The organism is Pantoea sp. YU22 (genome assembly GCF_003970755.1).
GTDB lineage: Bacteria > Pseudomonadota > Gammaproteobacteria > Enterobacterales > Enterobacteriaceae > Pantoea > Pantoea piersonii.
Genome location: NZ_RYDU01000006.1, coordinates 192,069 through 215,037 on the forward strand (window position 1 = coordinate 192,069; position 22,969 = coordinate 215,037).

At 55.3% G+C, this 22,969-nt stretch carries 26 protein-coding genes; 13 read left to right on the top strand and 13 right to left on the bottom strand.

The features are described 5' to 3' along the window. The first annotated feature begins 181 nt into the window (after positions 1-181). The 6 genes from EKL29_RS11465 (at position 182) to EKL29_RS11490 (ending at position 4,698) form a co-directional block, all read left to right on the top strand. Positions 182-1,438, top strand: coding sequence for a mechanosensitive ion channel family protein (locus EKL29_RS11465; protein WP_120456500.1), 1,257 nt, complete (start codon positions 182-184; stop codon positions 1,436-1,438). Positions 1,439-1,639: 201 nt separating this feature from the next. Further along, positions 1,640-1,825 carry a general stress protein gene (locus EKL29_RS11470; protein ID WP_120456501.1) on the top strand — a complete coding sequence of 62 codons (186 nt, stop codon included), beginning with the start codon at positions 1,640-1,642 and terminating at the stop codon, positions 1,823-1,825. A gap of 339 nt (positions 1,826-2,164) precedes the next feature. Next, positions 2,165-2,422, top strand: a complete 258-nt coding sequence (locus EKL29_RS11475) for a hypothetical protein (RefSeq protein ID WP_120456503.1) — start codon at positions 2,165-2,167, stop codon at positions 2,420-2,422. Positions 2,423-2,823: 401 nt separating this feature from the next. Beyond that, entirely contained in the window at positions 2,824-3,717 is an 894-nt protein-coding gene (locus EKL29_RS11480; protein ID WP_126689745.1) for a dihydrodipicolinate synthase family protein, read from the top strand. 180 nt (positions 3,718-3,897) lie between these two features. Further along, positions 3,898-4,359, top strand: coding sequence for a YlaC family protein (locus EKL29_RS11485; RefSeq protein WP_120456509.1), 462 nt, complete (start codon positions 3,898-3,900; stop codon positions 4,357-4,359). A gap of 81 nt (positions 4,360-4,440) precedes the next feature. Continuing rightward, complete coding sequence (locus tag EKL29_RS11490; RefSeq protein ID WP_120456510.1) at positions 4,441-4,698, top strand: hypothetical protein; 258 nt, start codon at positions 4,441-4,443, stop codon at positions 4,696-4,698. Positions 4,699-4,949: 251 nt separating this feature from the next. Here EKL29_RS11490 and EKL29_RS11495 read toward each other — a convergent pair whose 3' ends face one another. From EKL29_RS11495 to EKL29_RS11505, 3 genes are all read right to left on the bottom strand, one after another. Then, entirely contained in the window at positions 4,950-5,225 is a 276-nt protein-coding gene (locus EKL29_RS11495) for a biofilm development regulator YmgB/AriR family protein (RefSeq protein WP_120456512.1), read from the bottom strand. Between the two features lie 128 nt (positions 5,226-5,353). Continuing rightward, positions 5,354-5,575 carry a regulatory protein YcgZ gene (ycgZ, locus tag EKL29_RS11500; protein ID WP_120456513.1) on the bottom strand — a complete coding sequence of 74 codons (222 nt, stop codon included), beginning with the start codon at positions 5,573-5,575 and terminating at the stop codon, positions 5,354-5,356. 292 nt (positions 5,576-5,867) lie between these two features. Then, positions 5,868-6,176, bottom strand: a complete 309-nt coding sequence (locus EKL29_RS11505) for a hypothetical protein (RefSeq protein ID WP_120456515.1) — start codon at positions 6,174-6,176, stop codon at positions 5,868-5,870. A gap of 416 nt (positions 6,177-6,592) precedes the next feature. Between EKL29_RS11505 and EKL29_RS11510 the strand changes: the two genes are divergently transcribed. After that, the gene (locus EKL29_RS11510; RefSeq protein ID WP_120456517.1) at positions 6,593-7,765 is read left to right on the top strand and encodes a diguanylate phosphodiesterase; all 1,173 of its coding nucleotides are present in this window, start codon (positions 6,593-6,595) and stop codon (positions 7,763-7,765) included. A 126-nt stretch (positions 7,766-7,891) separates the two neighbouring features. After that, the gene (locus tag EKL29_RS11515) at positions 7,892-8,524 is read left to right on the top strand and encodes an alanyl-tRNA editing protein (RefSeq protein WP_120456519.1); all 633 of its coding nucleotides are present in this window, start codon (positions 7,892-7,894) and stop codon (positions 8,522-8,524) included. A gap of 20 nt (positions 8,525-8,544) precedes the next feature. Here EKL29_RS11515 and EKL29_RS11520 read toward each other — a convergent pair whose 3' ends face one another. After that, positions 8,545-9,801: a Gfo/Idh/MocA family protein gene (locus EKL29_RS11520; protein ID WP_126689746.1), complete on the bottom strand. Its 1,257-nt coding sequence runs from the start codon at positions 9,799-9,801 to the stop codon at positions 8,545-8,547. 12 nt (positions 9,802-9,813) lie between these two features. Further along, the gene (locus EKL29_RS11525; protein WP_120456523.1) at positions 9,814-10,476 is read right to left on the bottom strand and encodes a DUF1275 family protein; all 663 of its coding nucleotides are present in this window, start codon (positions 10,474-10,476) and stop codon (positions 9,814-9,816) included. Between the two features lie 215 nt (positions 10,477-10,691). On the opposite strand from EKL29_RS11525, the gene EKL29_RS11530 reads away from it, so the two are divergent. Continuing rightward, entirely contained in the window at positions 10,692-11,660 is a 969-nt protein-coding gene (locus EKL29_RS11530) for a zinc-dependent alcohol dehydrogenase family protein (RefSeq protein ID WP_126689747.1), read from the top strand. Between the two features lie 72 nt (positions 11,661-11,732). On the opposite strand, the gene EKL29_RS11535 is transcribed toward EKL29_RS11530, so the two are convergent. The 4 genes from EKL29_RS11535 to EKL29_RS11550 form a co-directional block, all read right to left on the bottom strand. Beyond that, positions 11,733-12,464 carry a DUF421 domain-containing protein gene (locus EKL29_RS11535; protein WP_120456527.1) on the bottom strand — a complete coding sequence of 244 codons (732 nt, stop codon included), beginning with the start codon at positions 12,462-12,464 and terminating at the stop codon, positions 11,733-11,735. Between the two features lie 6 nt (positions 12,465-12,470). Next, on the bottom strand, positions 12,471-13,163 hold the full coding sequence (locus tag EKL29_RS11540) for a DUF421 domain-containing protein (RefSeq protein WP_120456528.1): 693 nt from the start codon (positions 13,161-13,163) through the stop codon (positions 12,471-12,473). Between the two features lie 243 nt (positions 13,164-13,406). After that, positions 13,407-14,900, bottom strand: a complete 1,494-nt coding sequence (locus EKL29_RS11545) for a carboxylesterase (protein WP_126689748.1) — start codon at positions 14,898-14,900, stop codon at positions 13,407-13,409. A 73-nt stretch (positions 14,901-14,973) separates the two neighbouring features. Continuing rightward, positions 14,974-16,116 carry a YbfB/YjiJ family MFS transporter gene (locus EKL29_RS11550; RefSeq protein WP_311779009.1) on the bottom strand — a complete coding sequence of 381 codons (1,143 nt, stop codon included), beginning with the start codon at positions 16,114-16,116 and terminating at the stop codon, positions 14,974-14,976. A gap of 147 nt (positions 16,117-16,263) precedes the next feature. Between EKL29_RS11550 and EKL29_RS11555 the strand changes: the two genes are divergently transcribed. Together EKL29_RS11555 and EKL29_RS11560 are read left to right on the top strand one after the other, a co-directional pair. Then, positions 16,264-17,037, top strand: a complete 774-nt coding sequence (locus EKL29_RS11555; protein WP_126689750.1) for a helix-turn-helix transcriptional regulator — start codon at positions 16,264-16,266, stop codon at positions 17,035-17,037. Between the two features lie 363 nt (positions 17,038-17,400). Then, complete coding sequence (locus EKL29_RS11560) at positions 17,401-17,679, top strand: hypothetical protein (protein ID WP_269950561.1); 279 nt, start codon at positions 17,401-17,403, stop codon at positions 17,677-17,679. Between the two features lie 139 nt (positions 17,680-17,818). Here the strand turns inward: EKL29_RS11560 and EKL29_RS11565 are convergent, their stop codons facing one another. Continuing rightward, positions 17,819-18,127: a hypothetical protein gene (locus tag EKL29_RS11565; protein WP_120456536.1), complete on the bottom strand. Its 309-nt coding sequence runs from the start codon at positions 18,125-18,127 to the stop codon at positions 17,819-17,821. A 111-nt stretch (positions 18,128-18,238) separates the two neighbouring features. Between EKL29_RS11565 and EKL29_RS11570 the strand changes: the two genes are divergently transcribed. Further along, positions 18,239-18,520 carry a VF530 family DNA-binding protein gene (locus EKL29_RS11570; RefSeq protein ID WP_120456538.1) on the top strand — a complete coding sequence of 94 codons (282 nt, stop codon included), beginning with the start codon at positions 18,239-18,241 and terminating at the stop codon, positions 18,518-18,520. A gap of 115 nt (positions 18,521-18,635) precedes the next feature. Then, positions 18,636-19,238 carry a LysE family translocator gene (locus tag EKL29_RS11575; protein ID WP_126689751.1) on the top strand — a complete coding sequence of 201 codons (603 nt, stop codon included), beginning with the start codon at positions 18,636-18,638 and terminating at the stop codon, positions 19,236-19,238. An 84-nt stretch (positions 19,239-19,322) separates the two neighbouring features. Here the strand turns inward: EKL29_RS11575 and EKL29_RS11580 are convergent, their stop codons facing one another. From EKL29_RS11580 to EKL29_RS11590, 3 genes are all read right to left on the bottom strand, one after another. Continuing rightward, positions 19,323-20,513 carry an L-dopachrome tautomerase-related protein gene (locus EKL29_RS11580; RefSeq protein WP_126689752.1) on the bottom strand — a complete coding sequence of 397 codons (1,191 nt, stop codon included), beginning with the start codon at positions 20,511-20,513 and terminating at the stop codon, positions 19,323-19,325. A gap of 326 nt (positions 20,514-20,839) precedes the next feature. Continuing rightward, positions 20,840-21,049: a YdgH/BhsA/McbA-like domain containing protein gene (locus EKL29_RS11585; protein WP_126689779.1), complete on the bottom strand. Its 210-nt coding sequence runs from the start codon at positions 21,047-21,049 to the stop codon at positions 20,840-20,842. A 269-nt stretch (positions 21,050-21,318) separates the two neighbouring features. Further along, on the bottom strand, positions 21,319-22,770 hold the full coding sequence (locus tag EKL29_RS11590) for a flagellin (protein ID WP_126689753.1): 1,452 nt from the start codon (positions 22,768-22,770) through the stop codon (positions 21,319-21,321). Positions 22,771-22,969: the final 199 nt, after the last annotated feature.

Consider the following 22,969-nt stretch of genomic DNA (forward strand, 5'->3'; position numbering starts at 1 on the left):
GCCCGGCGGCGTAAGGCGGTCGGCTCTCCTTCAGCCTTAGTCTGTCAATATGGCATCCCTCGCCCGGCTCCGTCTGGGCGTTTTCACCTCTTTACAACAATGCTGTGACGCATTCGTCGCTTATCATCACTCTCCGTTTTATGCTTAACTTTCGCTCTACCTTTCTCAGTACGTGGTAAAAATGCACTATTTTAATGATCTAATGGGCTTTATTGAGGGAAATGTCGCCTTTTCAACCACCTTCAATATTATTATGCTGATCCTCGCCGGCATGATTGCGCATCTTGTCTGCAAGTTCTTCGTGGTCAAAGTCGTTCGCAAGGTCTTTTTCAGCGCCCATAAAAGCGACGTCCCGCTGGATAAAGATGTCAGGATATCGGAGAAGCTCTCCAACTTTATTCCTGTCATCACCGTCTACTATCTGTTGCAGTTTATGCCCGAGCTGCCCGAGCATCTGCAAATAGCCATCAGGACGCTATGCGGCATCCTGTTCTTCGTCTATTTATCGCTGTTCTTTAATGAAGTGCTGGAGATCGTTAACATCTCCTATTCAAAAAAGTCGAAGCGCAAGAATCACTCGATTAAAGGCTATATCCAGATCGGCAAAATCTTTGTGCATATTCTTTCGGCGATTATGATCCTGGCGATTATGTCGAATAAATCGCCGGTGATTATTATTTCGAGTCTGGGCGCGGCCGCGGCGGTTTTAATGCTGGTTTTTCAGCATACGCTGCTGTCGCTGGTGGCTAATATTCAGGTCTCCTCTAATGATGTGCTGCAGCTGGGAGACTGGATTGAGATGCCGGATAAAAATCTCAGCGGCGAAGTAACGGATATCGCGCTGCATACCATTACTATTCGCAACTGGGACAATACCATTTCCCGCATTCCCACCAAGAATTTTTTGACGGAAACCTACACCAACTGGCAGGCGATGTTTTCATCGGGAGCGCGTCGTATTATGCGCAGCTTCTATCTCGACCTCGACTCCGTCACTTTCGTCAATCAGGAGATGCTGCAGTCGATGGTGCAGCTGCGCGGCGTCAGCGAACCGCTCTCTGCGCTGCTCGACGGTCGTGATATCAGCGCCGTGGGCGATCGCTGGTTTATTGAAAACGGCATGACCAATCTTACCGTGTTCCGCCACTACCTGACGGCATGGCTGGCGCAGCGCGACGATATTCGCAAAGATATGTATATCGTGGTGCGAGCGCTCAAGCCTTCGCCCGATGGCCTGCCGATCGAGGTTTATTGCTTTACCTCGTCAACGCTGTGGGCCGATTATGAAAACTCGCAGTCGGCGATTTTTGAGTATATCTATGCGGTCGTCGGCCTGTTTTCTCTGCGCATCTATCAGCACCCTTCCGGCTCTGATTTCTGGCGTCTTTCGCGCCATCGCGCTCAGCCATCTGAAGAAAATCGCTCGCCTTACGCCTGAATACCTGGCGTTTCAGACAATTGCACCTTTTTCTTTCATTATGCCGCTGCGCGCAGCGGCACGCCCTGCAGCTTTGTTAAGTTCCCGAAAAACCGCACCTTTTGCTGTGATGTTCACTTGCGTAGAGAGAACCCCGGGCTACGCTTAAAGGGTGACTAGCTAGTCCTTTTATCTAATGGAACATTGATAGGAGTTCTGTCTATGACACAACAGAAGTACAGAGGCGGTGCTGGTAATTTTGCTAACGATCCGGAACGCGCAAAAGAAGCAGGCAGCGCAGGAGGCAAAGCCAGCGGAGGCAATTTCAGGAACAATCCTGACAGAGCCAGGGAAGCGGGCCGGAAAGGTGGCCAAAAAAGCCGTCGTCCGCCGGGTAATTCTGAGTAAGGTACCTTCAGGATGTTGTTCGCCATGGAATGGCGATTTTTCTTGCTCCTGTCCGTCCTCGCATAAAAAGGGGACCAGAAGTCAGGGATACGCCCCACCCGGCGCTTATCTCCGGCACTCGTAATGGCTTAGCTCTTGAAGGGGCTTAAGAATAGTCTCATAAAAACTTATGCTGACTTTAACCTTTTTTGCGCATGCGATTATTAGCCTGCTAACTTAAAGCCGCAAGCATTCAAGCGGCCGCTTCCTCTTTTCTGACGCTCCTCCCTGCTTTTATAGCTACACTAAATCAATCACCGGCTTTTTTGCCGCGCTGCTTTTACTGACGAGGTCAAGCTTATGCCGTCCGGACAGTTTTATATACTCGATAAGCCTGAGCTTTCTTTTAGCTGCCATTATCATCTCGACACCGTTGCCGATCGCGCTTTTGAATCGCGTATGCTGCTCGAGATCCAGAAAGATAATCAGCCGGTTGAGGCGTTTGCGCCGCTCAGCATTGGTCAGGATGTGGTGTTTGTTTCGCCCAGCGGCGAAGCGAAAAACCTTTATTTAATCAGCGAAACCGATACCCATTTTATTTTCTCTTCCCGAGCCTGAGGGCCAAACAGGCGTTTATATCGGCTCAACCCGCGTGAACGCCTGTACCGGGCATCACCTTATCAAGCCCGTTAGTCAGCAGCGTAAAGCACTGCAAGCACCTGCTCAGACAGGCTCTCCTTCTTTACAGGTATCGGTGGTTTCCGTATTGTCAGCAATGATGAGCCGGAGCGTTCCCGGCCATCCGCAGGAAAACCCAGAACGGCTTCATATCGCTGCCGGGACCTTGCTGCTAACGGACAATGACGAAGCTTTTACGCTGCAGGCGGGCTGCTCAGCTGTGGCGATATCGGACGCGCCGCATAGCTACACCTGCGCGAATGATATTCCGCTCGCTTTGCCTATGACGGCGCATGATAAAGCGCGCTGAACCTTCCATTAAACGAGACCAGGACCCTGCTATGTTTACCGGCCTGAGCGCTTTTCCCCTTACGCCCGTTACAGCATCGGGCGTTGACGAAAAAGGGTTTACCCGCATCCTTGCGCGTCTGACGGCGGCAAACGTTGACGCGATCGGCGCGCTGGGCTCGACGGGCAGCTACGCCTATCTGACACGACAGCAAAGAGCGCGCGTCGCCGCTCTGGCCGTCGAGCATGCCGATAATATTCCAGTGATGGTCTGCGTCGGCGCAGTCAGCACGGCTGAAGTGCTGCACCTGGTTGATGATGCTCAACGCGCGGGCGCCAGCGCGCTGCTGTTGCCGCCGGTCAGTTATCAAAAGCTGAACGACGATGAAGTTTTTGGCTTATTCGAAACGGTATCGCAGCACGCTTCGGTTCCAGTCTGCGTTTACGACAATCCTGCTACGACGCACGTTGAATTCTCCGTTGAGCTTTATCAGCGCATCGCCGCGCTGCCCGGCGTACGGTCAATTAAAATTCCCGGCGTGCCAGCCGATACGGATAAGGCGCATGCCCATATCAGGCAGCTGCGCGCGGCTCTGCCGCAGCGAGTCAGTCTTGGCGTAAGCGGCGACGCCTTCGCCGGGACGGGTCTCAATGCCGGCTGCGATCTCTGGTATTCCGTCTGCGGCGGTCTCTTTCCCCATACGGCGAAAGCGATCACCACTGCTGCCGCGCAGGGCGATGGTGCGCGAGTCACGCAGCTATCTTCGCGCCTGGAGCCGCTCTGGGCGTTGTACCGCAAGCACGGCGGCAGCATTCGCGTAATGGCCGCCGCCGCGGGGATACTCGGACTGACCGATCACGACGCGCTGCCTCGTCCACTTCAGCCACTTTCGGCCGCGCACAGGCGCGAAGTCGCTGAGATCATCGAGGCGCTTGAGCTGAGCTGATATTTTATCTTTTTTGCAGCAGCCAGCTTTTCCTGGCGGTAGGCCGGTTGCGCAATTATCCCGATTAACGCTTCGCTCTATTGTTAACGGGTTGCCTTTGTTTTTGCGCTTAAAAAGCGGTGTCTAAACAAAGGCAATTCATCTATACTTTTGGGGTTATTTTTAGCAGAGAGCAGTTACATGTATAGTGAATTAGAGAGCTTATTGCAGCAGGAGCTGGATCAAATTAACCGCGCTGAAAATCGCAACGACCGCCCCTATTTTGACGTTTCTTTTATTAAGCAATACCCGGGCCTTTATGGCTTAATGTGTTTTTTGTTTATTATCACTATGGGCGTGCTGCTTTACTCCTCCTCATTCGGCACTATTGAATATATTGTCTGCTGCGTAATATTCGCCATCTGTAATTTCTTTTTCTTTTTCCATATCAATCCTTCATATAAAGTAAAAGATATTGATAAAGGCGCGCTGAAAAACTGCTACACCGGCGACTGGTATATGGAAGTTCACGTACGCGAGGCCTTTATTCAATCGCTGCTTGCTGGCAACGTTCTTAGCGATGAAGAGAAGACGCGTCTGAAGAGCCAGTACGATAAAAAAGGCTATCTCTACTTCGCAGATATTTATCGTCTCCGGCGATAGCGGTCGTTTAGCGCAGGAACGGCCTGCAACCAGGTTTTCCTGTGCTAAGCTTTTTGCATATTTCGGGCGAGACGAGGAAATATGGAAAATCATTCACCAGATAAGATGACCAATATCGTTATTGGTGAAGCTGTCATGCAGTTAGTGAGTGCAGGTGCGGAGATCTCCTGGCGCGCCGTGACGGAAACGCTGCAGCGTCAGCTAAAAACAGAACAGGACAGTGAGCGCCTGATGGCGATGCGTCACGCCATCAATCAAGTGCATGATGAACTACGCGCTCATTACGGATCGCATGAATCGCTGTCGGGTCATCCTGCGGCTGAAAGATTGCTGCACTAAGACCGGCAGCTTTTGTTCGCCGTTCCCCTCTCCAGCCGCTCTCAGAAAAATCCTTTTATCTTTATAACGACTTTCGCTGGCGCGCTCGCGTGCCAGGCTTAAGACGCTTAACGAAAAGAGAACAGGAGAGAGCCATGAAAATCTGGATTGCCGTTTCCCTTGCCGCCGCGCTGAGCTGCTCCGTTATGGCGTCGCAGGGCCAGTTTGAAACTACCGCGCCGACGCCTGCAGGCCAGACGGCGCATCGCTGATCAAATGCCTTCGTCGTCCGGCGTGCGTCCAACCACGATTTCCAGGCAGTGGCGCAGGACGTCGAGCTGTACAACATCATTGGTGCTCTCCAGCTCAGCGATAAGATAGATAATGATCGCTTTGCTGGTCACTCGCTTTCCGTGGATAACAATATCGCGAATAGCAGCGTCCAGCACCCGGGATTCCGCCTCGAGACGATCGCCCGCCTCGCGAAAATGGTGAAGAATTTCGGCTTCGGCAGAGAGGGTACGCTGAGAATGAGTGTATGTTTGCATGAGCTATTCTTATCGTATGGCCTGCGAAATGAATAGCAGTGCCGTTAACAAGGATGTTAAGGTCAGGCGAATCCGTTGAAGCCTGAGCGTTAACCTGAATAAAAAATGATCGCCGCGAAGATGAGCGATTAAAAAAGCATACCGATAAGCTGGTGAAGCTGCTGCTCTTCTTCCGGGCCAGAAGCCAGCTCCAGGCGACGGATAAGGCGCGAGCAGAGCGCTTTTCGGTTAAGATTTTGACCGGCGCGCAGGATCTCCGTCACAACCTGACCCAGAGTTTCCTGCTGCGACGGTTGCGCAGCGTTGCTGATATAGCGAACTGTGTCTGAAATGACGACGTTATGGCGCATGGTAAATCCTCTGCGTTAACAATTGATTAAATAGTGCTCATCAGAGCCTGCAGTAAAGTTATACAACTCTTACAAAGTTGTACAGCCTTTACGAGGTTGTACAGGTCTTATTTTTGTGCAAAAAGTGCTTAATCTGTCATTACAGCTGCTTAACCATGCGTTAAAGCGGCGAAAAGAAGGTTTAGTAAAGTTGTACAACTTTACAGACAGGTAACGAAAAGGCGGATAAAGCGGGTGTCTTCCCTGACAACGATCTCCAGCCGGGACGCGTCAGACGCGCCCGATAATGAGGTTATCTTTCATCGTCGTTTTCCGACCGGAGCCGAATAACGTCTTCGCTGTGTCTTCCCTTATCTTCCCGACTCGCTACCGTCAGCCAGTGCAATTCGGTACGATCCCGGTTGTCATGATGCTGATAACGCTTTAGCCAGCGTCTGGCCTCCGTGATTTCAGTGAGCCTTGCGGCACGCGTTTCATTTTCCGCCATCAGACTAAGCTCAGCGATGAGTGTCTCAACGCTTATTTCCTTCTCACCGAGAGCCAGGCTGATAACCGCTTCGCCAATAATGGCGTGGCCTATCTCATCGTTGCGAAATAACACGTAATTTCCTCCTTTTCCGAATTTTGCATAACCTCATTTGTCAGTTTAGTGACCTGGGAACTTGTACACATTTATTATTTTTGTAAAGAAGCGGCTTTTATCCCGAAAAAGAGATCGGCAAGATGAGTCCTAAATTCAGCAAAATATGTAACTCCACGTAAAGCGAAGCGGTAAAGCGGAAAAACCTGATACTTTAAATTTAATTAACAGCAAATACAGTCAGTTGCATTATGGATAATCATTAACTTTTACCTCTACCCCTGGGGGAAATTGGCTGAATTTCCTTTTTTATTTAGCTTTTATTGGCAGAACAGACCGCTTTAATCCTGTTAACGCACAAATTAATCAGCGTTAATTGGCGTTGCCCTGCCTGTAGCTGTTAAGGTGACGTCGACAATCACGAAACCGGAGCATTCATGCTTACAACAATAATTTATCGCAGCCACATCGCTGACGAGGTTCCAGTCAAATCCCTGCCGGGTATGGTGGAGAAGGCAAGCCTGCTTAACGCCTCACATCAGGTAACGGGTATTCTGCTGTTCAACGGCACCCACTTTTTCCAGATCCTTGAAGGACCGGAAGCGGGCGTGCTGGATATCTATGGCAGAATCTGCAACGACAAACGTCACCATAACGTAGTGGAACTGATGCGCGACTATTCGCCGTCACGCCGTTTCGGCAACGCGGGTATGGAGCTGTTCGACCTGCGCGAACACGATCGCTCAACCGTGCTGCAGGCGGTGCTGGATAAAGGGACATCGCGCTATCGTCTGACCTATGACGATCGTGGTTTGCAGTTTTTGCGCACCTTTGTCGAATCGCGCGAAAAAGAGAATTATTTTGAAGTGCCGCCGGTTGAATACTGGGATTTCATTGCCGATCAAACGGGCGCATCAGAGGCATGGCCGGTCGATCGCGGCGTGACCTTTAAGCCGGTTATCGACCCGCTGGGTCGCCAGGTGACGGCGATCGAAGCTATCGCGACGCTCGGCGACGGCACGGCGCTTGAAGGCTTGCCAAAATATCAGGCGAGTCTGAATGCCGCCAGACAGGCCTTCGCCCAGGCGGGCAGAGCCTGCCCGGAAGGCATGCCGCTCTACGTCAGCCTGCTGCCAATGACGCTGGTAGCGATCCCCGAAGCGGTGCGCATTATCGTGGATGAAATCCGCAGTGCCGACCTGGTGCCGGAACAGGTGATTATCGGCGTCAGCGAAACTGAGGTGATTTCTCAGCTCGATGCGTTTTCGATCGCGGTAAGACAACTTAAGGAAGCGGGCATCAGTCTGTCGATCGATAACTTCGGTGACGGTTCGGCAGGACTCTCGATGCTGACGCGCATACAGCCTGACCGCATTCGTATCGACGCGGGTATTATTCGCGATGTGCATCGCAGCGGCCCGAAACAGGCGGTAGTGCAGGCCATTATCAAATGCTGCTCGGCGCTGGAAATTACCGTCATCGCCGCCGGTATCGAGCGTCCGGAAGAGTGGATGTGGCTGGAAGCAGCGGGCGTGATCAACTTCCAGGGCCGCCTGTTCAGCGATACCGGCGCCGCCGTCGCCTGGCCGGAGTTCCGCGAAGCTATTTAACGGACTGTATGTTGAGCAGGGATGCTCGCGCACTGTCTCTCCCCCTCACTGCAACAACGCCCCCCTTTTTTATCACCTGCAGACTCAGGTATGCTGCTGCCTTACTTTCGTTTGACAGGAGTCGCCGTGACAGAAAAACGCTACTACAACAGCGATGCGCTTGAAACCGAGACCAGCGTAATAAGCTGCACGCCTCAGGGCGAAGATCGCTTCTGCGTCATTCTCTCCGCGACGCTGTTCCATCCTCAGGGCGGCGGGCAGCCCTCTGACAGAGGCACCATCAACGGCGTAAACATGCTGCAGGCGGTGCAGGATGGCGATGAGGTTGTCCATTTCACCGATGGCGCGCTGGAAATCGGTCCGGCGCATTTAAGGGTGGATGCTGACCTGCGCGCGTTCCATTCCCGCTACCACTCAGCCGGTCATCTTATTGGCCTGGCGGGGGAAAAATATGGCTGGCTGGGAATAAAAGGCAACCATAAGCCGGGTGAAGGACGCATCGTTTTCGAACCCGCTGGAGCCTTACTCCCCGTCACGGTTGACGACCTCACCGCAGATGTGGCGGCGCTGGTTAAGCGCGGCGACAGACGCGCCATCAGCGAAGCAGCAGGCAAACGCCTGGTGACCTGGGGCGATCTCAAGCCTTACGCCTGCGGCGGCACCCATGTGCTGAATACGGCGGAGATCGGCACCATTCGCATCCTTAAGATCAAAGAGAAAAAAGGCCAGCTCTCCGTTCAGTATGAACTGGATCGCTAACCCCAGGCGCGGCCTGCTAACTAACGCGCGTCGGCAGGAACGGGCGGATGCGCGGATGCGGCATCGATCTTAACCGGCACGCCTTCCCGCGCGGAACGATAGATCGCCTCCATTAACAGATGATCCTGCAAGCCCTCCTCGCCCGGCGTGTTCGGCGTGCGGTCATGCAAGACGCAGTCAGCGAAGTGGTCGATCTCCAGCGCGAACTGGTTTTGCGGCGCGAGCCGGATCTCACTCATCTGCTCCTGGCCATCCTGAAGCTGGGCCACATAAAGACGTTGTCCCTGGTAGGCAAACGCATTTTCCAGCTCAAGCGACCCTTTCTCGAGACGAATCTCCATATTTTTGCACTCATGCGCGCCGTAGCTGGTCGCGCAGTTAGCGATAGCGCCTGAAGGAAAACGCAGCGTAAAGGAGAGGGTTTCCTCTACTTCTTTGTAGCGCTCATCCCCTACTGGATTCACTATCTGCGCGTACACCTCGGTGGGATCCTCTCCCAGCATGGTGCGCACGCCATTAAGACAGTAGAGGCCGATATCAGGCAGCGCGCCGCCACCTGACAGCGCGGCGCGAACGCGCCACTGATCGCCCGAGCCGTGCACCTGTGTATTGGTCGCATGTATAATGCGCGGCGCGCCAAGCTCGCCAGACTGGGTCAGGCGCGCCGTCTCAAGGTTAAACAGCTCATACTGGCAGCGGTAGGCGATCATCAGCCTGACGCCAGCCTCCCGGCAGGCTGCGATCATCTCTTGCGCCTCCGCCGAGGTGTTCGCCATAGGCTTCTCGCACAGCACATGCTTGCCTGCTTTTGCCGCCGCCAGCGCATGATCGCGGTGCAGGCCATTGGGCGTCACGATATACACCGCCTCAATCTCGCTGTTTTCCGCCATGCGCGCCATCTCGTCGTAGCCATAGATGGCGGCCGGATCGATGCCATATTGCTCCGCGACGGCGCGCGCCTTTTCTGGATGTCCGGAAACGAGAGCAACCGGACGCGCAAGCTGACTCTGGCGAAAAGCGGGCAGGATCTGATTGAGCGTCAGACGTCCCAGCCCGACAATCGCCACGCCCAGGCGTTTTTCTGGCGCGCGCAGCGTTTGCGGCTGCGGCTCAGGTCGATCGCCCGCGCCTTTCCAGTTTTCAAAGGTAATACTCTGCTGTTCAACACGGCCGATATCTATCGGCTGCGGCGGGAGCGGTTTGCCCGCAACGGGCAGCTGTGGGCCGGTCGCGGTTCCTGGGCCAGCAGATGCGAACTTCGGTGATTTATGCGACATAGTGCCTCCTTTTCAGGCGTCCTGAGTGGTGAAGCATCGCTCAATGGCACTAAACAGGCTGAACGCAGCCAGCATCAGCGACCAGATAGCGATAACCAGTAAGGCGAATGGGGGAAACCGGGCATCAAGCAGCGCGCCTGCCCAGGCTGATAACAGCCAGACCAGCCAGCGAAGCGCCAGCGGCGCGGCCGTGGCAACCTCTCCTTTGGCCAGGATGCGGCCCAGTCTGACCAGCGTGCCAGTCATAAAGGTCACGCCAGACTCCTGGCTGCAAACCTGGTTGAGCGCGCCCATCGCCAGAGCGATAAGCACCACCAGCGAATAAGGGTAATCAGGCGCGCCGGCAGGCCAGGCGACAAAAAAGAGCAGCGCGACCAGCGCCAGCAGAACGGGTGCCCGTCGGCCAGCAAGCCGGTTGCCAAGCCAGGCGGTAAACGTGGTGCTGATAAAAAAAGCGAATATAATGCCGAGCAATGGCAGCGCCTTGGCAACATCGCCCTGCTGGAGAGACTGCGCCAGTTTGCTGGTATCGCCAGTAATATAGACCGCCAGAAGCTCTTTACTGTGTTGATAAAGCAGGGAGTCGGTCAGTCCGGCGACGGTGACCAGTAGCAGGACAAAGGCGTGGTACAGCACCTGTGCAGAGGCAGGTTGAGTATCGCGGAGTGACGGCATAACGCTCCAGATTCTGGCAATAACGCATAGGGTTAATATCCAGATATAGGCAAAAACGGAGCGTTAAGCCAAACGGAGCGCAAGAAAAACGATGTATCCAACGGCGCGACCGCCCTTTCAAGCGGCAGCCTCCGCCACTCTTTTCGAGCGACTAACCTATTGTTTTAAAAAGGGACTGTACAGGCAGTGCAGATGAGTCAGGATCAAGGTAAACCATGAAAACAGGCGCTGAAGAATCGAAGCTTAATCAGGCTCTCTGGTATCGACATTTCGGTGAGCCTGAACAGGTTCTCTCTCTGGAAGCGGCACCGAAACCGCCTCTTGCCGCGGGCGCTGTCCGGGTTAAAATGCGCCTCGCGCCGGTTAACGCCTCTGATTTAATTCCAATAACCGGCGCTTACCAGCACCGCATCGCGCTGCCGCAAATCGCTGGCTATGAAGGCACAGGCGTCGTCACCGAAGCGCCTCACTCCCACGCCTTTCTCCTTGGCAAACGCGTGCTGGCCCTGCGGGGCGAAGGAACCTGGCAACGCTTTACCGACGTCCCTGCCGACAGGGTGATCAGGGTGCCGGAGAATATAGACGACACCCTGGCCGCGCGCGCTTATATCAATCCCCTTGCGGCCCGTCTGATGCTCGACCACTTTTCGCCCGCGGGTAAACACCTGCTGCTTACGGCGGCTGGCAGTGATTGCGCGCTGCTGGCGGGACAGTGGGCGCTTAAGGCGGGCGCGCTTTCCGTAACGGGCGTTCATCGTTCGCCGGTCCATGCCGTGCGGCTGGAGGCGTGCGGCATAACGCCGGTACAGCAGGACGACAGCGCAGCCCTGCACCACTATGCTGCCCGCGCCGCGCTGGTATATGACGCGACGGGCGGCACGCTGGCGGAAGAGATACGGGAAAGGATGCCGACATCCGGCCAGTTTATTTCTTACGGCCTGCTCTCCGGTCAGGCATTCCCTCTGCGCCAGGCTCTACCGCGCGTTCACTGGTTCCATATCAGAAACTACCTTCCGGCGATGGACGCCCAGGCGTGGCAGGCTATCTTTGCTCGTCTCTGGCCAGCGCTGGCGCAAAGCATAACAAGCAGCGCAACCTGCTACGCCTTCGACGACTGGCGTGCGGCCATTACAGAGTGGCGTTCCGCCGGGAGAACCAGCAAGCCGCTGCTGCGTTTTGCATAAGTCAGCGTGGCTGGCGTTTCAGGCCTGGCCGTTGAGAAAGGTTTGCTTAAGCAGCAGGCAGCCTGATGTTGTCTACGCCGCCGTATCGTCATTCTGCGCTTCTCGCGATCGCTCCTGATAGAGTTTATCGGTGCCCAGCCGTTTAACAGCGCGCTCCCAGTGCGAATGCCGACAGTAGCGGCACGCTTCCTCGGGTGCCGACCGCTGTTCAATAACATAACCGCAGTTGCCGCAGGCGTAGCTGTTATCCACCAGGATGCGCTGGTCAAACTCTTTGCTTTGACCCGGCAGGATCCACAGTCCGGAGCGCGGCTGTCGATAGCGCAGCAGGCTGACGCGTCCAGACGGCTCCAGCCAGGCACGCCGCACTTCGCCAAGGTGCTGAATATCCAGCGCGCGCAGTTCGGAAAAAATGCGCGCGCGGGAAAGCTCTGCGTGACGCAAATGCTCCTGCGCCAGCCTGCCGTCCTGCACCAGCATCGTGGCGTCGCCCTGACTGAGGATCTCCATCTTATGCGAGCGAAAAGTGAGCCAGGAAAGCAGGCGAAAGCAGCCTACCAGCGTCACCAGCAGCACTACGGTAGGCAGAATGCCCTTTTCCGGAGTCTGGAGCGGCGCGCCGATGGCGGCACCGAGCATCACCATAATCGCCAGCTCAACGATGCTGAGCTGACCGGCAAACCGGCGTCCCATAAGACGCAACACAATCAGCAGCGCCAGATAGATAATGACAAAACGCAGCAGCACTTCGAAAGCAAAGCTCCAGGGCGCTTCGCCAATCAGCCACTTATGCAGCATTTCCATAAACGGTCAGTCCTCCAGCGTAATGGATGCGGGCGCCCACTGCCTGGCTTCGCAGGCGCGACAGTTTTCCTCAAAGCCCGCGCTTTCTAGCTGGCCGCAGCGCGTACAGACGCAGTGTTCGCTGTCACGCATCGCCTCGCGCAGTTCGCTGTCTCTTTCAGGCACAATAGCGAGTCCGGCACCCGGCGTGTCGCTCCATACCAGCGTCAGGGCGCCCGAAGGTTCAATATAGACCCGGCTCAGCTGACCCAGCTGCTGCACGCCGCGTCCGCGCAGCAGCGAAAAAAGTTTTTCACGCGACAGCGCGGTAGACTGCAGCGAATCAAGATCGAGTCGGCCTTCGCTCAGCGCCACGCTGGCGCGGCCTGTTAAAAGCTGATCGAGGCGACGGTTACGCACGCTGAGCATGCCGAGAAGATGCTGCAACGCGACGATACCGCCCACGATCAGCAACGGCGGCAGCAGGCCGCGTTTTTCATCCAGCAGCGGAACGCCGATGGTGCCTGCCAGCGCGATCACAGCAGAAAGCTCAATCAGCGTATATTGCGAGGCGACGCGCCTGCCCAGCAGGCGCATGGCGAGAATAATCAGCACAAAAAACAGAACGGCGCGGCCGACGACTTCCAGTAAAAAAACGGGCGGTGTCTGTCCCAAAAAAATGCGTGTCATATCGGACAGAAAGATCTCATCTTGCTTCATCACAACGTCCTCAGCGAACCAGCAGAATGATGAGTATAAATGCTTTTTTTGACCTGCCGCCGTTATCGCCTTTCAGAGATATCGACAGAACGTTGCGTTCCTCACAGCGAAAATCGGTGCCGCTGCGCTATGCTAAAGCAGTAACACACAGCAACGTGTTGCCTACGAAATCAAGAAACTAAAGACACTCTCTGCTGCCCGCCTTGCGCGGGCTTTTTTGTCTGGCGGGTGGCTGGCCGAGCGTTACCGGCCGATGCAGGCAAGGTAATCCGCCGCGCTGCTGCAGGAAATATGCGCGTTTATGCGCGCCATCATGTCGCTGAAAAAAGGATTTGAGGTGGCCCGCATAAAGGTTTCCGGCCCTACCGTCAGGCTGTCGGTTTCCCCGCGCAGCGAGATCATGCCCAGCGAGATGCCATAGCGGTTCGGCTCGTCGGGCTGTTCGCCATAGAGGGCGTCGCTCAAAGGGAAAGGCACAGCGATATGCGATAAAGAGAACATATCCTGCGGCCATGGCAGGTTTAACGGTTCTACCCGCTCTGCCGCCTCACCCGCCGGGAGAGTGCGAGCGACCGTCTCGTATGTATCAGGCGTCCGGTTAGTTATCACCACGCTACGCCAGGCGCGCGGCGCGGCAGGCAGCAGACGACTGACCGCCGTGGTGAGAGGCGCGCGGAATAACGCGCTCATATTGGCGGCCTGATTGATATCGACGATCACCAGCGTGCTGCCGTTGCGCGGCAGATAACGATAAAGCGCATCGACAACCGCGCGGGTGCTGACCGTGGCGTCCATGACCGACTGAAAGGTGAGCACAGGCGCAAGCGCGGCAAGCTGCCCACTGTTTGACGCCTGCACAATTTGCGCCTGCAACGACTGCGTCAGCAGCCAGGACTGACGCGCGGCGTTGACAGGAAAAGAGTTATATTTAAAAGGGTTATATTCGGGAAGAACGTTAAGCCAGGCCGCTCTGGCAAAGGCAGGAAAAAGTGCGGGCCAGCCCGCAATCCCGGCAAAGCGGGCATAGCCGGTGACGCCGATCATCGGCGACAGCAAAACGATCTGCTGCGGCGCGCGCAGCTGGCGATCGCTCAGGCTATCCAGGGCATACTTCATCGCCAGCGCGCCGCCGTTTGAATAGCCCACCAGATGAAGCGGTCGTTGCGCTCCCGCCAGGCGAGTCGCTTCCCGCACAGCCAGCCGGGTCGCCGCCATCCAGCTCTGCCAGCTTACCGCCGTGAGCGATCCTGGCGCGGTACCATGTTCCGGCAGACGCGGCGCAACGGCAACAAACCCTCGCTGCCGATAATCTTCTGCGAGATAGCGCACGCTATAGGGCGAATCGGTAAGACCATGCAACAGCACCACCGCGCCGCGAATTTCACCTTTGGGCATCAGGACAAACGAACGGTTCCAGTCGGTCTGGAAATGCGCCGGGTAGACCGCGCTGCCCGGGTAAAAGCGGTTCAGGGCGTTTTTATCCCCCTCGCTCAACGCATCGTTAAGGTTAACTTTCATATCCTGAAAGATGCGCGCCTCCTGCCGCTGGTAATCGGCAAAGCTGGCGCGGTCCATCTCAGCGGGCGTCATCTCATCAGCAACCCAGCTATGCCAGAGATGCAGCGGCGGCCCCTGCTCCGACTGATAAATCCGACCGATGAAAAAAACCAGCAGCAGAACGGCGACGCCGATAGCGGCTCGTCTGGCCAGCGTTACGATAGTGTGAGTGCGCGCCATCTGATTGTCCCTTTGTCAACTGACGCCGATTCTGCAGCAGAAGGGGCCGCACAACCAGAGCAGCGCCGCTTTTTTAACGTTTAATCGCGACGGCCACCATAAGCCCGCCGAACGCCAGACCGGCTGCTGCCAGCAGCAGCGCAGGATGCAGCGAGTGAAACAGCGTTACGCTCGCCGACGACACCAGCGGGCCGACCAGCTGTCCAGTCGCATAGCCTGAGGTCAGCACCGCCACGGTTCGCGCAATGGCACCCTGCGAGATATCGCGCGCAAGACGCATAGTGAGCTGCATTATCGAGAGAAAGCCCAGGCCGGTCAGCAAGGTGGCGATAAGCAATCCTTTCACATCGTGAAATATCACCACGCTGGCTACGCCCATCGCCTGCACGATCATCGAGGCCGCCAGCGCATGCTGGGTATTCAGACGTGAAGCGAAGGCGATAACCAGTAAAACACCCGCCACCGCAGCGAGACCAAACAGCGGCCAGAAGAGCGCAGCCTGATTGCCGCTGGTAAAAAAGCTATGCGCCATCTGGGATAAAAAGGTCGCGGGCAAAATATAGCCAAAACCCGCCAGGCTATAGGCTGCCAGCAGATATTTCAGGTTGCGGCTGAACGGCTCCGCCTTAGTCGGCCGGACTGAAGCGGGCAGGCTCCGCGGCAGGCGGCTAAAAATAAGCAGCGCGGCGGCGGCGGCCGTCAGTCCGTAGACAAACCAGGCCTGGGAAGCGTGCAGGCCGCATGCGGCAATGCCCCATGCCAGCAGACCGGTTAACGTGATGCCGATGCCGGGGCCGGTAAAAACCGCAGCTGAAAGCCGGGGCGCCTGATGCGTCGCCAGCGTCAGCTGCGTCCACGAGGTCACGATAATCAGCGCCCATGCGCCACCCACGCCGGAAATAAAACGAAACAGAGACTGCAAAACAAAATTCCCGGTCGTGGCAGAGAGTAGCGTCACCACAACCGTTGCCGCCAGGCCGACCTTTAAATAAGCCGCATGATGTTTTTTTAAACGGCTGACGTGAAGTGCACCCAGTAAGTAGCCGATATAGTTCATCGCCGCCAGAATACCTGCGCTGGAGAGCGTTAACGCCCCTTCTTTTATCATCAGGGGGATTTGCGGCGTTAAAGAGAAGCGGCCAATTCCCATCACCGCCACCAGCGTCAGAATGCCGGTCAACAGCGTGCCGATGGCGCCCGGCGGGCGATGGCTCAAATGTTCCTGCTCAGATAAAGGTTGAATCGACATATTTTGCTTTTTGCTCGCTAAGTCACTTAATCTTGCGGCCATAATAAAACCGCAGGGCTTAGCCAAAAATGGGGCGAATTATCCTATGACCAGAGGTCATACCCAGGAGTACAAATGACGCGCAATGAGAATGTGAAAAATTTTCTGGTTCATTACCGCGCGCGCGTTAATCCGGAAGATTATGGGTTCAGCAACCGTCATCGCCGCGTACCGGGCCTGCGCAGAGAAGAGGTCGCCCAGCTCGCCGCCGTCAGCGTCAGCTGGTACACCTGGCTGGAACAGGGCCGCGACATTCGCATCTCCTCTGCAGCGCTGCAGCGCATTGGCAAGGTGCTTCAGCTCTCCCCCACTGAGCAGGATTATCTCGACGCCCTGATTTTCGGTAAGAGGAACACGCCGGCGATCAATGCGGTTATCCCATGCGAGGTAACGGCCATGGTCGATGCCCTGTCGCCACATCCCGCGTTTATTCGCCGCGCCAATATGGACATTCTTTACTGGAATGAGGCGGCTCGCGTCCAGATATTCGACTGGTCAACCATTCCTGAAGAGGACCGCAATTCCCTGAAGCTGATTTTTATTAATGATGGGTATAAAAAGAAAATTCATGACTGGGACCAGGCGGCCAGACACAACATCGCCGCGTTCCGCGCCTATTACGCCGCCAGTAATCATAGCGAAGAGTTTGAAAAGGTGATCCGCGATCTTACTGCGCGCAGCGAGCTGTTCCGCACAATGTGGCACGTTCAGAACGTCAATAAAGTCGGCGCCGGAAATAAAGCGATCATCGATAACGACGGAAAGATAAATCATTACACCTATACCGCGCTGGAGGTAGAAAGCGCGCCGGGCATATTCCTCATTTTCTATCTTGCGCGTGACGCTTAACGTCACGCTTTTTCTGCAGAAAAAACAATTTTCCGCGCGCGTCCGAAGCGGTTCACTCCGCTGTCGGGCCGCCGCTTGAAACTGTGCGCAGCAACACACCGCCTTTTTTAAAATCATCCATAGTTAAAGGTTTAATTAAAAAGAAAGGCGTTATTAATAATAGTTCCAGCATCTGGTAAATAACCCGCCCTCTCATATACTCATATTAAGCCCTGAGGTGTAGCAATTAACCCTCTGGCAAAACAACCGGCCTTGCATTATTCAGATCTGACGGGGAGCTTTCCGATGCGTAATAATAAGTTACCGCTGTTGATCGCCCTATTTCTCTTATGCGGCTGCCAGGTAACGCCGCAGGAGACAAGAATGAAATCCGCTGATTTTAATCAGGTTAGCGATAAAAGCGCCGGACAGTTAAGTGAATGCATCTATCGCGGCTGGTCTTCCACCGACGTTGTGCAAAAAGATAATACCACGCACCTTGAACATGAAAACGAAAGGGTGTCGGTGTATACCTGGGAAGACTCGATGTTCGCAGATATCTATACGCGGCGGGGTGGATCGGAGGTGCGTTTTTATAAAACGTTTAGCATGGGGCCAGAAGTACTCGCTGACCGAAGCCGAATCGTAAAACGCTGCGCCTGACAGGCGCGCCCACGCACGGACGCGCTGCAGTTAACAGATGAGCATGCAGAGTATGAATAAGATGCGCGCTTATTCATACTCGTTATTTTGTCTCTCTCCTCGCATCAGCCAGACTGACGCAGCCCCTTTTAACGGCCCGCTAGCGGCGGCCTTTAATGACCGAGGCCTTCCAGCTGAAATCGCTGACTTCGCTCTCTTTCATCGCTTCCGGTTTTTTTCTGCGCGTCGGCGCCTTTTTAGCTTTATCCGCCCGGGCTTTCTCTTTAGTCAGCTTAACGCTCATGATCTGCTGCCTGGCTTCGGCGGTAAACTCTTTCTCTTTCTTTGCATCAGGCTCTTTGCCGGTGCGCTGGCGATACTTCTCTGTTAAACCTTTTAAAACGCCTTCAACCGCCAGCCGCTCATCCGCGTCGAACTGGTCGATGGAGATCATCTTTTTATCGTTCATAACGTACCGTCCTGAGTGAATTCGCAGCGATGAGTGTACTCTGAATAGCCTTTGATTGCTGCTGCTTCGGCTTTCTTGTAACCTTCGCGCTCTATATAAAGAGGAATTTTCATGACCGATCATCGCGCTAAAGACCCGCTGCACGGCGTCACGCTGGAGATGCAGGTAAATGCGTTAGTGACGCGCTTTGGCTGGCCGGAACTGAGCAAGCGGATCAATATCAACTGCTTTAAGAAGGATCCGAGCGTTAAATCCAGTCTGAAATTTTTACGCCGTACGCCCTGGGCGCGCGCCGAAGTTGAAGCGCTTTATCTGGAATCGCTGGATAAGCCCGCAGCCGAAAAAAACAGCGAACCTGCGTTTAATCCCTGGACTGCCGGACGGGATAAGTAAAGTGTCCCGTCATCAATAAGCCAGACCGCGCCGGGTAAAGGCGTTGCTCTGTTTATCTTTCCCGTCTCGCCGTAAATATTTAGCGCGGCAGGTGGGAAGTTGCTAATTTGAAACGATGGATATCAATCTCTCCGGCTTTATCCCCGCGCTGTTGCCTGTCGCCCTCTCGCCTGGGGCGAGCTTTACGCTGGTGATGAATAGCGCGCTCGCCAGTGGACGTAAAGGGCTTTTCAGCACGCTGACCGGCACTGCGCTGGGCATCTACACCCATGCCCTGCTTATCGGGCTCGGTATTACCGCTGTGCTTGCATCGGTACCGGCGCTTTTTGGCGTTTTGCGCATTGCCGGCACGCTCTATCTTCTCTGGTTAGGCATACAACTCATTCGCAGCGGTATCAAAGCCAGGCAGGCGACCCCTGAGGGCGGCGTCGTTTCCGTTACGGTAAAAGAGGCGTGGCTGGCTAATATTCTCAACCCCAAAGCCGTTATGTTTTATCTGACGGTTGTTTCACAGTTTGCCGGTCATCAAGGCGGCATCGCTGATTATCTGGCGCTGGCGTCCGTGCACGTCATGGTAATGAGTCTCTGGCTTATTGCCGTCAGCCATACTCTGATATTTTCAGCCAGGAACGCCGATCCTGTGCGCCTGAAAAAATATGTCAATATCGCTGGCGGCGTGCTGCTTATGGTGATTTCGGTGAAAAGCCTGTTTCACTAAATTTATTTTTTTCAGCATCACTGGTCGTTATCCGCCTCGCGCCTGTGAGGCTGAATAACAGGGGCCAGCGGCCCCTGCTCCCGGTTAGCGCGTCGGTGCCGGCGACGCGTTAATCTTCACGCGTAACAGGGCGTAGGGTTTCTGGCGCAGATCTTTACCGCCGTGGAAGCCAGGCTGACGGTTCAGCTGGTTTACGGTGAAGTAGAGATAGCCATCCGGCCCGACCGACAGCGTATCCGGCCAGAGAATTTCCGGGCCATGCGCAAGGGTGGTCCACTGACCGCCGACGGGCAGTTTGCGGATAGCATTGCGCTCATAGTCTCCCGCGTAAACCGCGCCGCTGGCATCGCTTTCCAGCCCGTCAGACGCGCCCTTTTCACCTAAATCTTTGACCGCTGCGGAGAGCTGCGCCTCTGTCACCTGCGGATCGCGCAGCAGTGCGGTTGATACCGCATAAAGATGACGGCCGGAAAGCGGACTGAAGTAGAGCGTTTGACCGTCCGGGGAGAGAGCGATGCCGTCGGAAGCCACGCTAAACGGCGCGGTTGTGCCGTCCGCATGGCGCTGCAGCAGGGTCTCACCCTCAACGACCGGCGAAAAGCCAGGCTCAGGCGAGGTTGAGCGATCGCCCTCCAGCCGACGCACCGCCTTGCCGCTTTCAAGATCGATGACGATAATCGCGCCGTTCCCGGAGAGTGAGGAGTCGGTAACGTAGGCCACACCTGCTTTGCCGATGCGGAAGTCAAAGCGCATATCATTCACATAGGTCGCGGGCCTGATCACCTCTGCCGGAAAGATAACGGTTTTTTCAATCTGGTTAGTTTTCAGATTCACCGCCACCAGCTTCGCTCCGCCTGCGACAGGCTGCGAGAAACCCGGCGCGGCCGTATCCAGTATCCACACCCTTCCCTGACCATCCGCCACAACGCTCTGCACGCTCAGCAGATGCGAACCAGGCTCGGCGTTATCTGCCCGGTTTACCGCCGCATTCGGGTAGGGAACCAGACGGTTATTCTTCACTTCCGCGACGGTAAAAGGGACGTCATCCCCCCAGCGCGGGAAGTTGACGAAGATACGGCCCTCTCGGGTAACGGTAACGCCGGTAGGCATGGCGCCGTTAAAGGTTGTCACCACCTCTGGCTTACCGATAGCGCGGTCCTGCGCCAGCTGGTCGAGCGCCAGCGGGCTGCTGCTGTGCGTCGCTGCGGCGACGCTTCCGATAGCCAAGGCGACAGAGAGCGCCGCTGCGGTTTTCAATATATTTGTTGTACGCATTTTCCATCCCAGTAGTGGATTGCACCGGTCAGCGGGCTGCTGCGGTTTCGTTACCGGGAGATTACGGGAGCCTTATGCGCGGAAAAACGGGGGGACGGCATCAACACTTTCACTCGGCGAGTGAAAGTCGCGGCGGACGACTATCGCTCAGGGCAGGATAAAAGGAAAAGAGAGAAAGCAGCTGAAGGGTGTTTTGGCTGGATGGACGAAGAGATAATTCAGTAATGACAAGACGTTTAGTGAGGCGCCTTATACATCGGGAGCAATCAAAGCCTGTAATGAGAAAAGGCCATCTGAAATATGGCCTTTTTCACTCGGTGCCGTTTCTATTTAAATAATTCTGCCGTCATATGTACCTGATTCCCGGCGTAACTTTCGGTGATTTTATAGGTGGAATCTGCCTGTTTCGCCTGCCGGGCAATACGCGCCTCAGCCTCATCCAGCGTTGAACCCGTCGCGGTAATGGTTTGAGCAAAGCTGCCGAAGGATACAGATGACAGCATGGCGACGATCAGGGCGGATTTTACAGTTTTCATGGCTTCTTTTCCTTTATGAGGGTTTAAAATTTCTCGCTTCATTTATCAGGGCCGCCTTTCATCCGGCTGCCTTGCGTGAGAGGAAGAATAAGAGAAAAGGCGTTAGCGAAACAGCGGCGTTAAGCGCAAAGACTTTCACTTGAGGAGTGCAGATACGCTGTGGCGTAACAGCCCTGAAGAGTGGGAGAAAACCATCCCTGGTCATACGGAGGAGAGAGGAGAAAGCGCGTGAAACTGGCGTGACGGAGAGTGAACGACAGAAGAAAGCGTTAGCTACGCAGCAGCGCCAGCACCATATCCGGCGTCTGATTGGCAATCTTCATCACCGCGTTTTGACCCTGCTGCAAAATTTGCGCCTGGGCCAGACGGCTCGCTTCCTGAGCGTAGTCCGCATCCTGTATGCGGCTGCGCGCCGACTGCGTGTCGATGCTCTGCTGCGCCAGAACCGTTTTATTCGATTCATAACGGTTGATCTTCGCACCGTACTGAGAGCGATAAGCGCTGACTTTATCCAGCGCCGCATCCAGCGCTTTCATCGTGACGGAGATATCGCCAGGGGTTAACAGCGTCGTATTCTTGAGGCCCAGCGTTTTCAAATCAGCCGGCGTTGGCTCAAGGGTGTCAGTCTGCATCTGCTGACCGAAATCGGCGCTGGTCACTACGTCGAACGGTCGGCTCTGCTTCGGCGGATCCGCTGGCGTGGTGGTCGGTTCCGGCAGCATGCCCCAGGTGAGCTGGCTGGTAAAGGAACCATTGCCGACCACCACCACAATCAGATCTTCGGTGACGTTATCCAGGCTGATGCGCTCCAGCGGATTGCTGAGGATAGTGCCGTTGTTATAGTCGCCGGTGGTTTTGTCTTCGTAACGATCCCCATCGCCGCTGTAGCTGATGTTCATGCCGTTATAGCTCATTGAGGCGCTGCCGTTCAGCGCCCAGCTCGCCCCGCCCTGAAGCAGCTGCGAATCGTCATAGGCAGCGCCACTGGCGAAGCCGTTAGCGTTGGTCAACAGCGAAGCGGTCGCGGTAGCGTCATCGGTAATCCCCTTACTCACCCATGTGTAGTCGGGATCGCTGCCGTTGATCGGCGTACCTACCAGATGTTTGCCGTCGCGCGTGAACAGCTGCAGGTCATCATCCTGGCTCAGCGAGTCAATGCTGATGGTAATGTGGGTGGCGCCCGCGGGGATATAGGCCAGCGGCACCACGCCAGAGGTGAACGAGTAACTCTGGCCCGCAACGGGAAACCTGTTTTTGATCGGCTGCACGTTGCCTAACAGTGCAGGAGGCAGATCGGGATCGTCGGTGGCCAGCGGATACTGACCAAAAATCTCCGTTTGCTCAGAAATATCCGTGATGCCTGCCAGAATCTGCTGATACTCGGTATTAACGCTGGCGCGGTCGGCATCGGAGAGCGTGCCGTTGGCAGCCTGGATCGCCAGGCTTTTCGCGCGAATAAGCATATCGCTGACGGTGCCTAAACTGCCTTCTGCGGTTTGCGCATAGCTGATAGCGTCGTTCAGGCCGCGCGAAACCGCACTGTCCGCATTGACGTTGGCCGTCATGCGGTTAGCGGTCGCCTGTCCCGCTGCGTCATCTTTTGCGCTGTTGATACGTGAGCCTGATGAGAGCCTTTCAATAACCTCATCCAGTACTGACGCGCTTTTATTCATTGATTTACTTGCCAGCGCGGCATATTCGTTGTGGTTGATTGTTAACATTACCGATACATACCTCATGGAAACTGTATAATTTATCGGCCTGTCTGATGGCGGCTTTAACCGCGAACCCTGAAGAAACGCCGCGTGGCGGCCCGTTTGCGTTTAAGTCGCTGATCGAAAATTGATTTAAGTTGCAAAAAAATTACACTATTTTTGCGGCAGGAAGGGTTCTGAATGATTATTCGGTCGGGCGAGCGTT

Coding starts and splice junctions, on each gene's coding strand:
- EKL29_RS11465 (WP_120456500.1), top strand. CDS start 182: ATGCACTATTTTAATGATCTAATGGGCTTTATTGAGGGAAATGTCGCC.
- EKL29_RS11470 (WP_120456501.1), top strand. CDS start 1,640: ATGACACAACAGAAGTACAGAGGCGGTGCTGGTAATTTTGCTAACGAT.
- EKL29_RS11475 (WP_120456503.1), top strand. CDS start 2,165: ATGCCGTCCGGACAGTTTTATATACTCGATAAGCCTGAGCTTTCTTTT.
- EKL29_RS11480 (WP_126689745.1), top strand. CDS start 2,824: ATGTTTACCGGCCTGAGCGCTTTTCCCCTTACGCCCGTTACAGCATCG.
- EKL29_RS11485 (WP_120456509.1), top strand. CDS start 3,898: ATGTATAGTGAATTAGAGAGCTTATTGCAGCAGGAGCTGGATCAAATT.
- EKL29_RS11490 (WP_120456510.1), top strand. CDS start 4,441: ATGGAAAATCATTCACCAGATAAGATGACCAATATCGTTATTGGTGAA.
- EKL29_RS11495 (WP_120456512.1), bottom strand. CDS start 5,225: ATGCAAACATACACTCATTCTCAGCGTACCCTCTCTGCCGAAGCCGAA.
- ycgZ (WP_120456513.1), bottom strand. CDS start 5,575: ATGCGCCATAACGTCGTCATTTCAGACACAGTTCGCTATATCAGCAAC.
- EKL29_RS11510 (WP_120456517.1), top strand. CDS start 6,593: ATGCTTACAACAATAATTTATCGCAGCCACATCGCTGACGAGGTTCCA.
- EKL29_RS11520 (WP_126689746.1), bottom strand. CDS start 9,801: ATGTCGCATAAATCACCGAAGTTCGCATCTGCTGGCCCAGGAACCGCG.
- EKL29_RS11525 (WP_120456523.1), bottom strand. CDS start 10,476: ATGCCGTCACTCCGCGATACTCAACCTGCCTCTGCACAGGTGCTGTAC.
- EKL29_RS11530 (WP_126689747.1), top strand. CDS start 10,692: ATGAAAACAGGCGCTGAAGAATCGAAGCTTAATCAGGCTCTCTGGTAT.
- EKL29_RS11535 (WP_120456527.1), bottom strand. CDS start 12,464: ATGGAAATGCTGCATAAGTGGCTGATTGGCGAAGCGCCCTGGAGCTTT.
- EKL29_RS11540 (WP_120456528.1), bottom strand. CDS start 13,163: ATGAAGCAAGATGAGATCTTTCTGTCCGATATGACACGCATTTTTTTG.
- EKL29_RS11545 (WP_126689748.1), bottom strand. CDS start 14,900: ATGGCGCGCACTCACACTATCGTAACGCTGGCCAGACGAGCCGCTATC.
- EKL29_RS11555 (WP_126689750.1), top strand. CDS start 16,264: ATGACGCGCAATGAGAATGTGAAAAATTTTCTGGTTCATTACCGCGCG.
- EKL29_RS11560 (WP_269950561.1), top strand. CDS start 17,401: ATGAAATCCGCTGATTTTAATCAGGTTAGCGATAAAAGCGCCGGACAG.
- EKL29_RS11565 (WP_120456536.1), bottom strand. CDS start 18,127: ATGAACGATAAAAAGATGATCTCCATCGACCAGTTCGACGCGGATGAG.
- EKL29_RS11570 (WP_120456538.1), top strand. CDS start 18,239: ATGACCGATCATCGCGCTAAAGACCCGCTGCACGGCGTCACGCTGGAG.
- EKL29_RS11575 (WP_126689751.1), top strand. CDS start 18,636: ATGGATATCAATCTCTCCGGCTTTATCCCCGCGCTGTTGCCTGTCGCC.
- EKL29_RS11580 (WP_126689752.1), bottom strand. CDS start 20,513: ATGCGTACAACAAATATATTGAAAACCGCAGCGGCGCTCTCTGTCGCC.
- EKL29_RS11585 (WP_126689779.1), bottom strand. CDS start 21,049: ATGAAAACTGTAAAATCCGCCCTGATCGTCGCCATGCTGTCATCTGTA.
- EKL29_RS11590 (WP_126689753.1), bottom strand. CDS start 22,770: ATGTTAACAATCAACCACAACGAATATGCCGCGCTGGCAAGTAAATCA.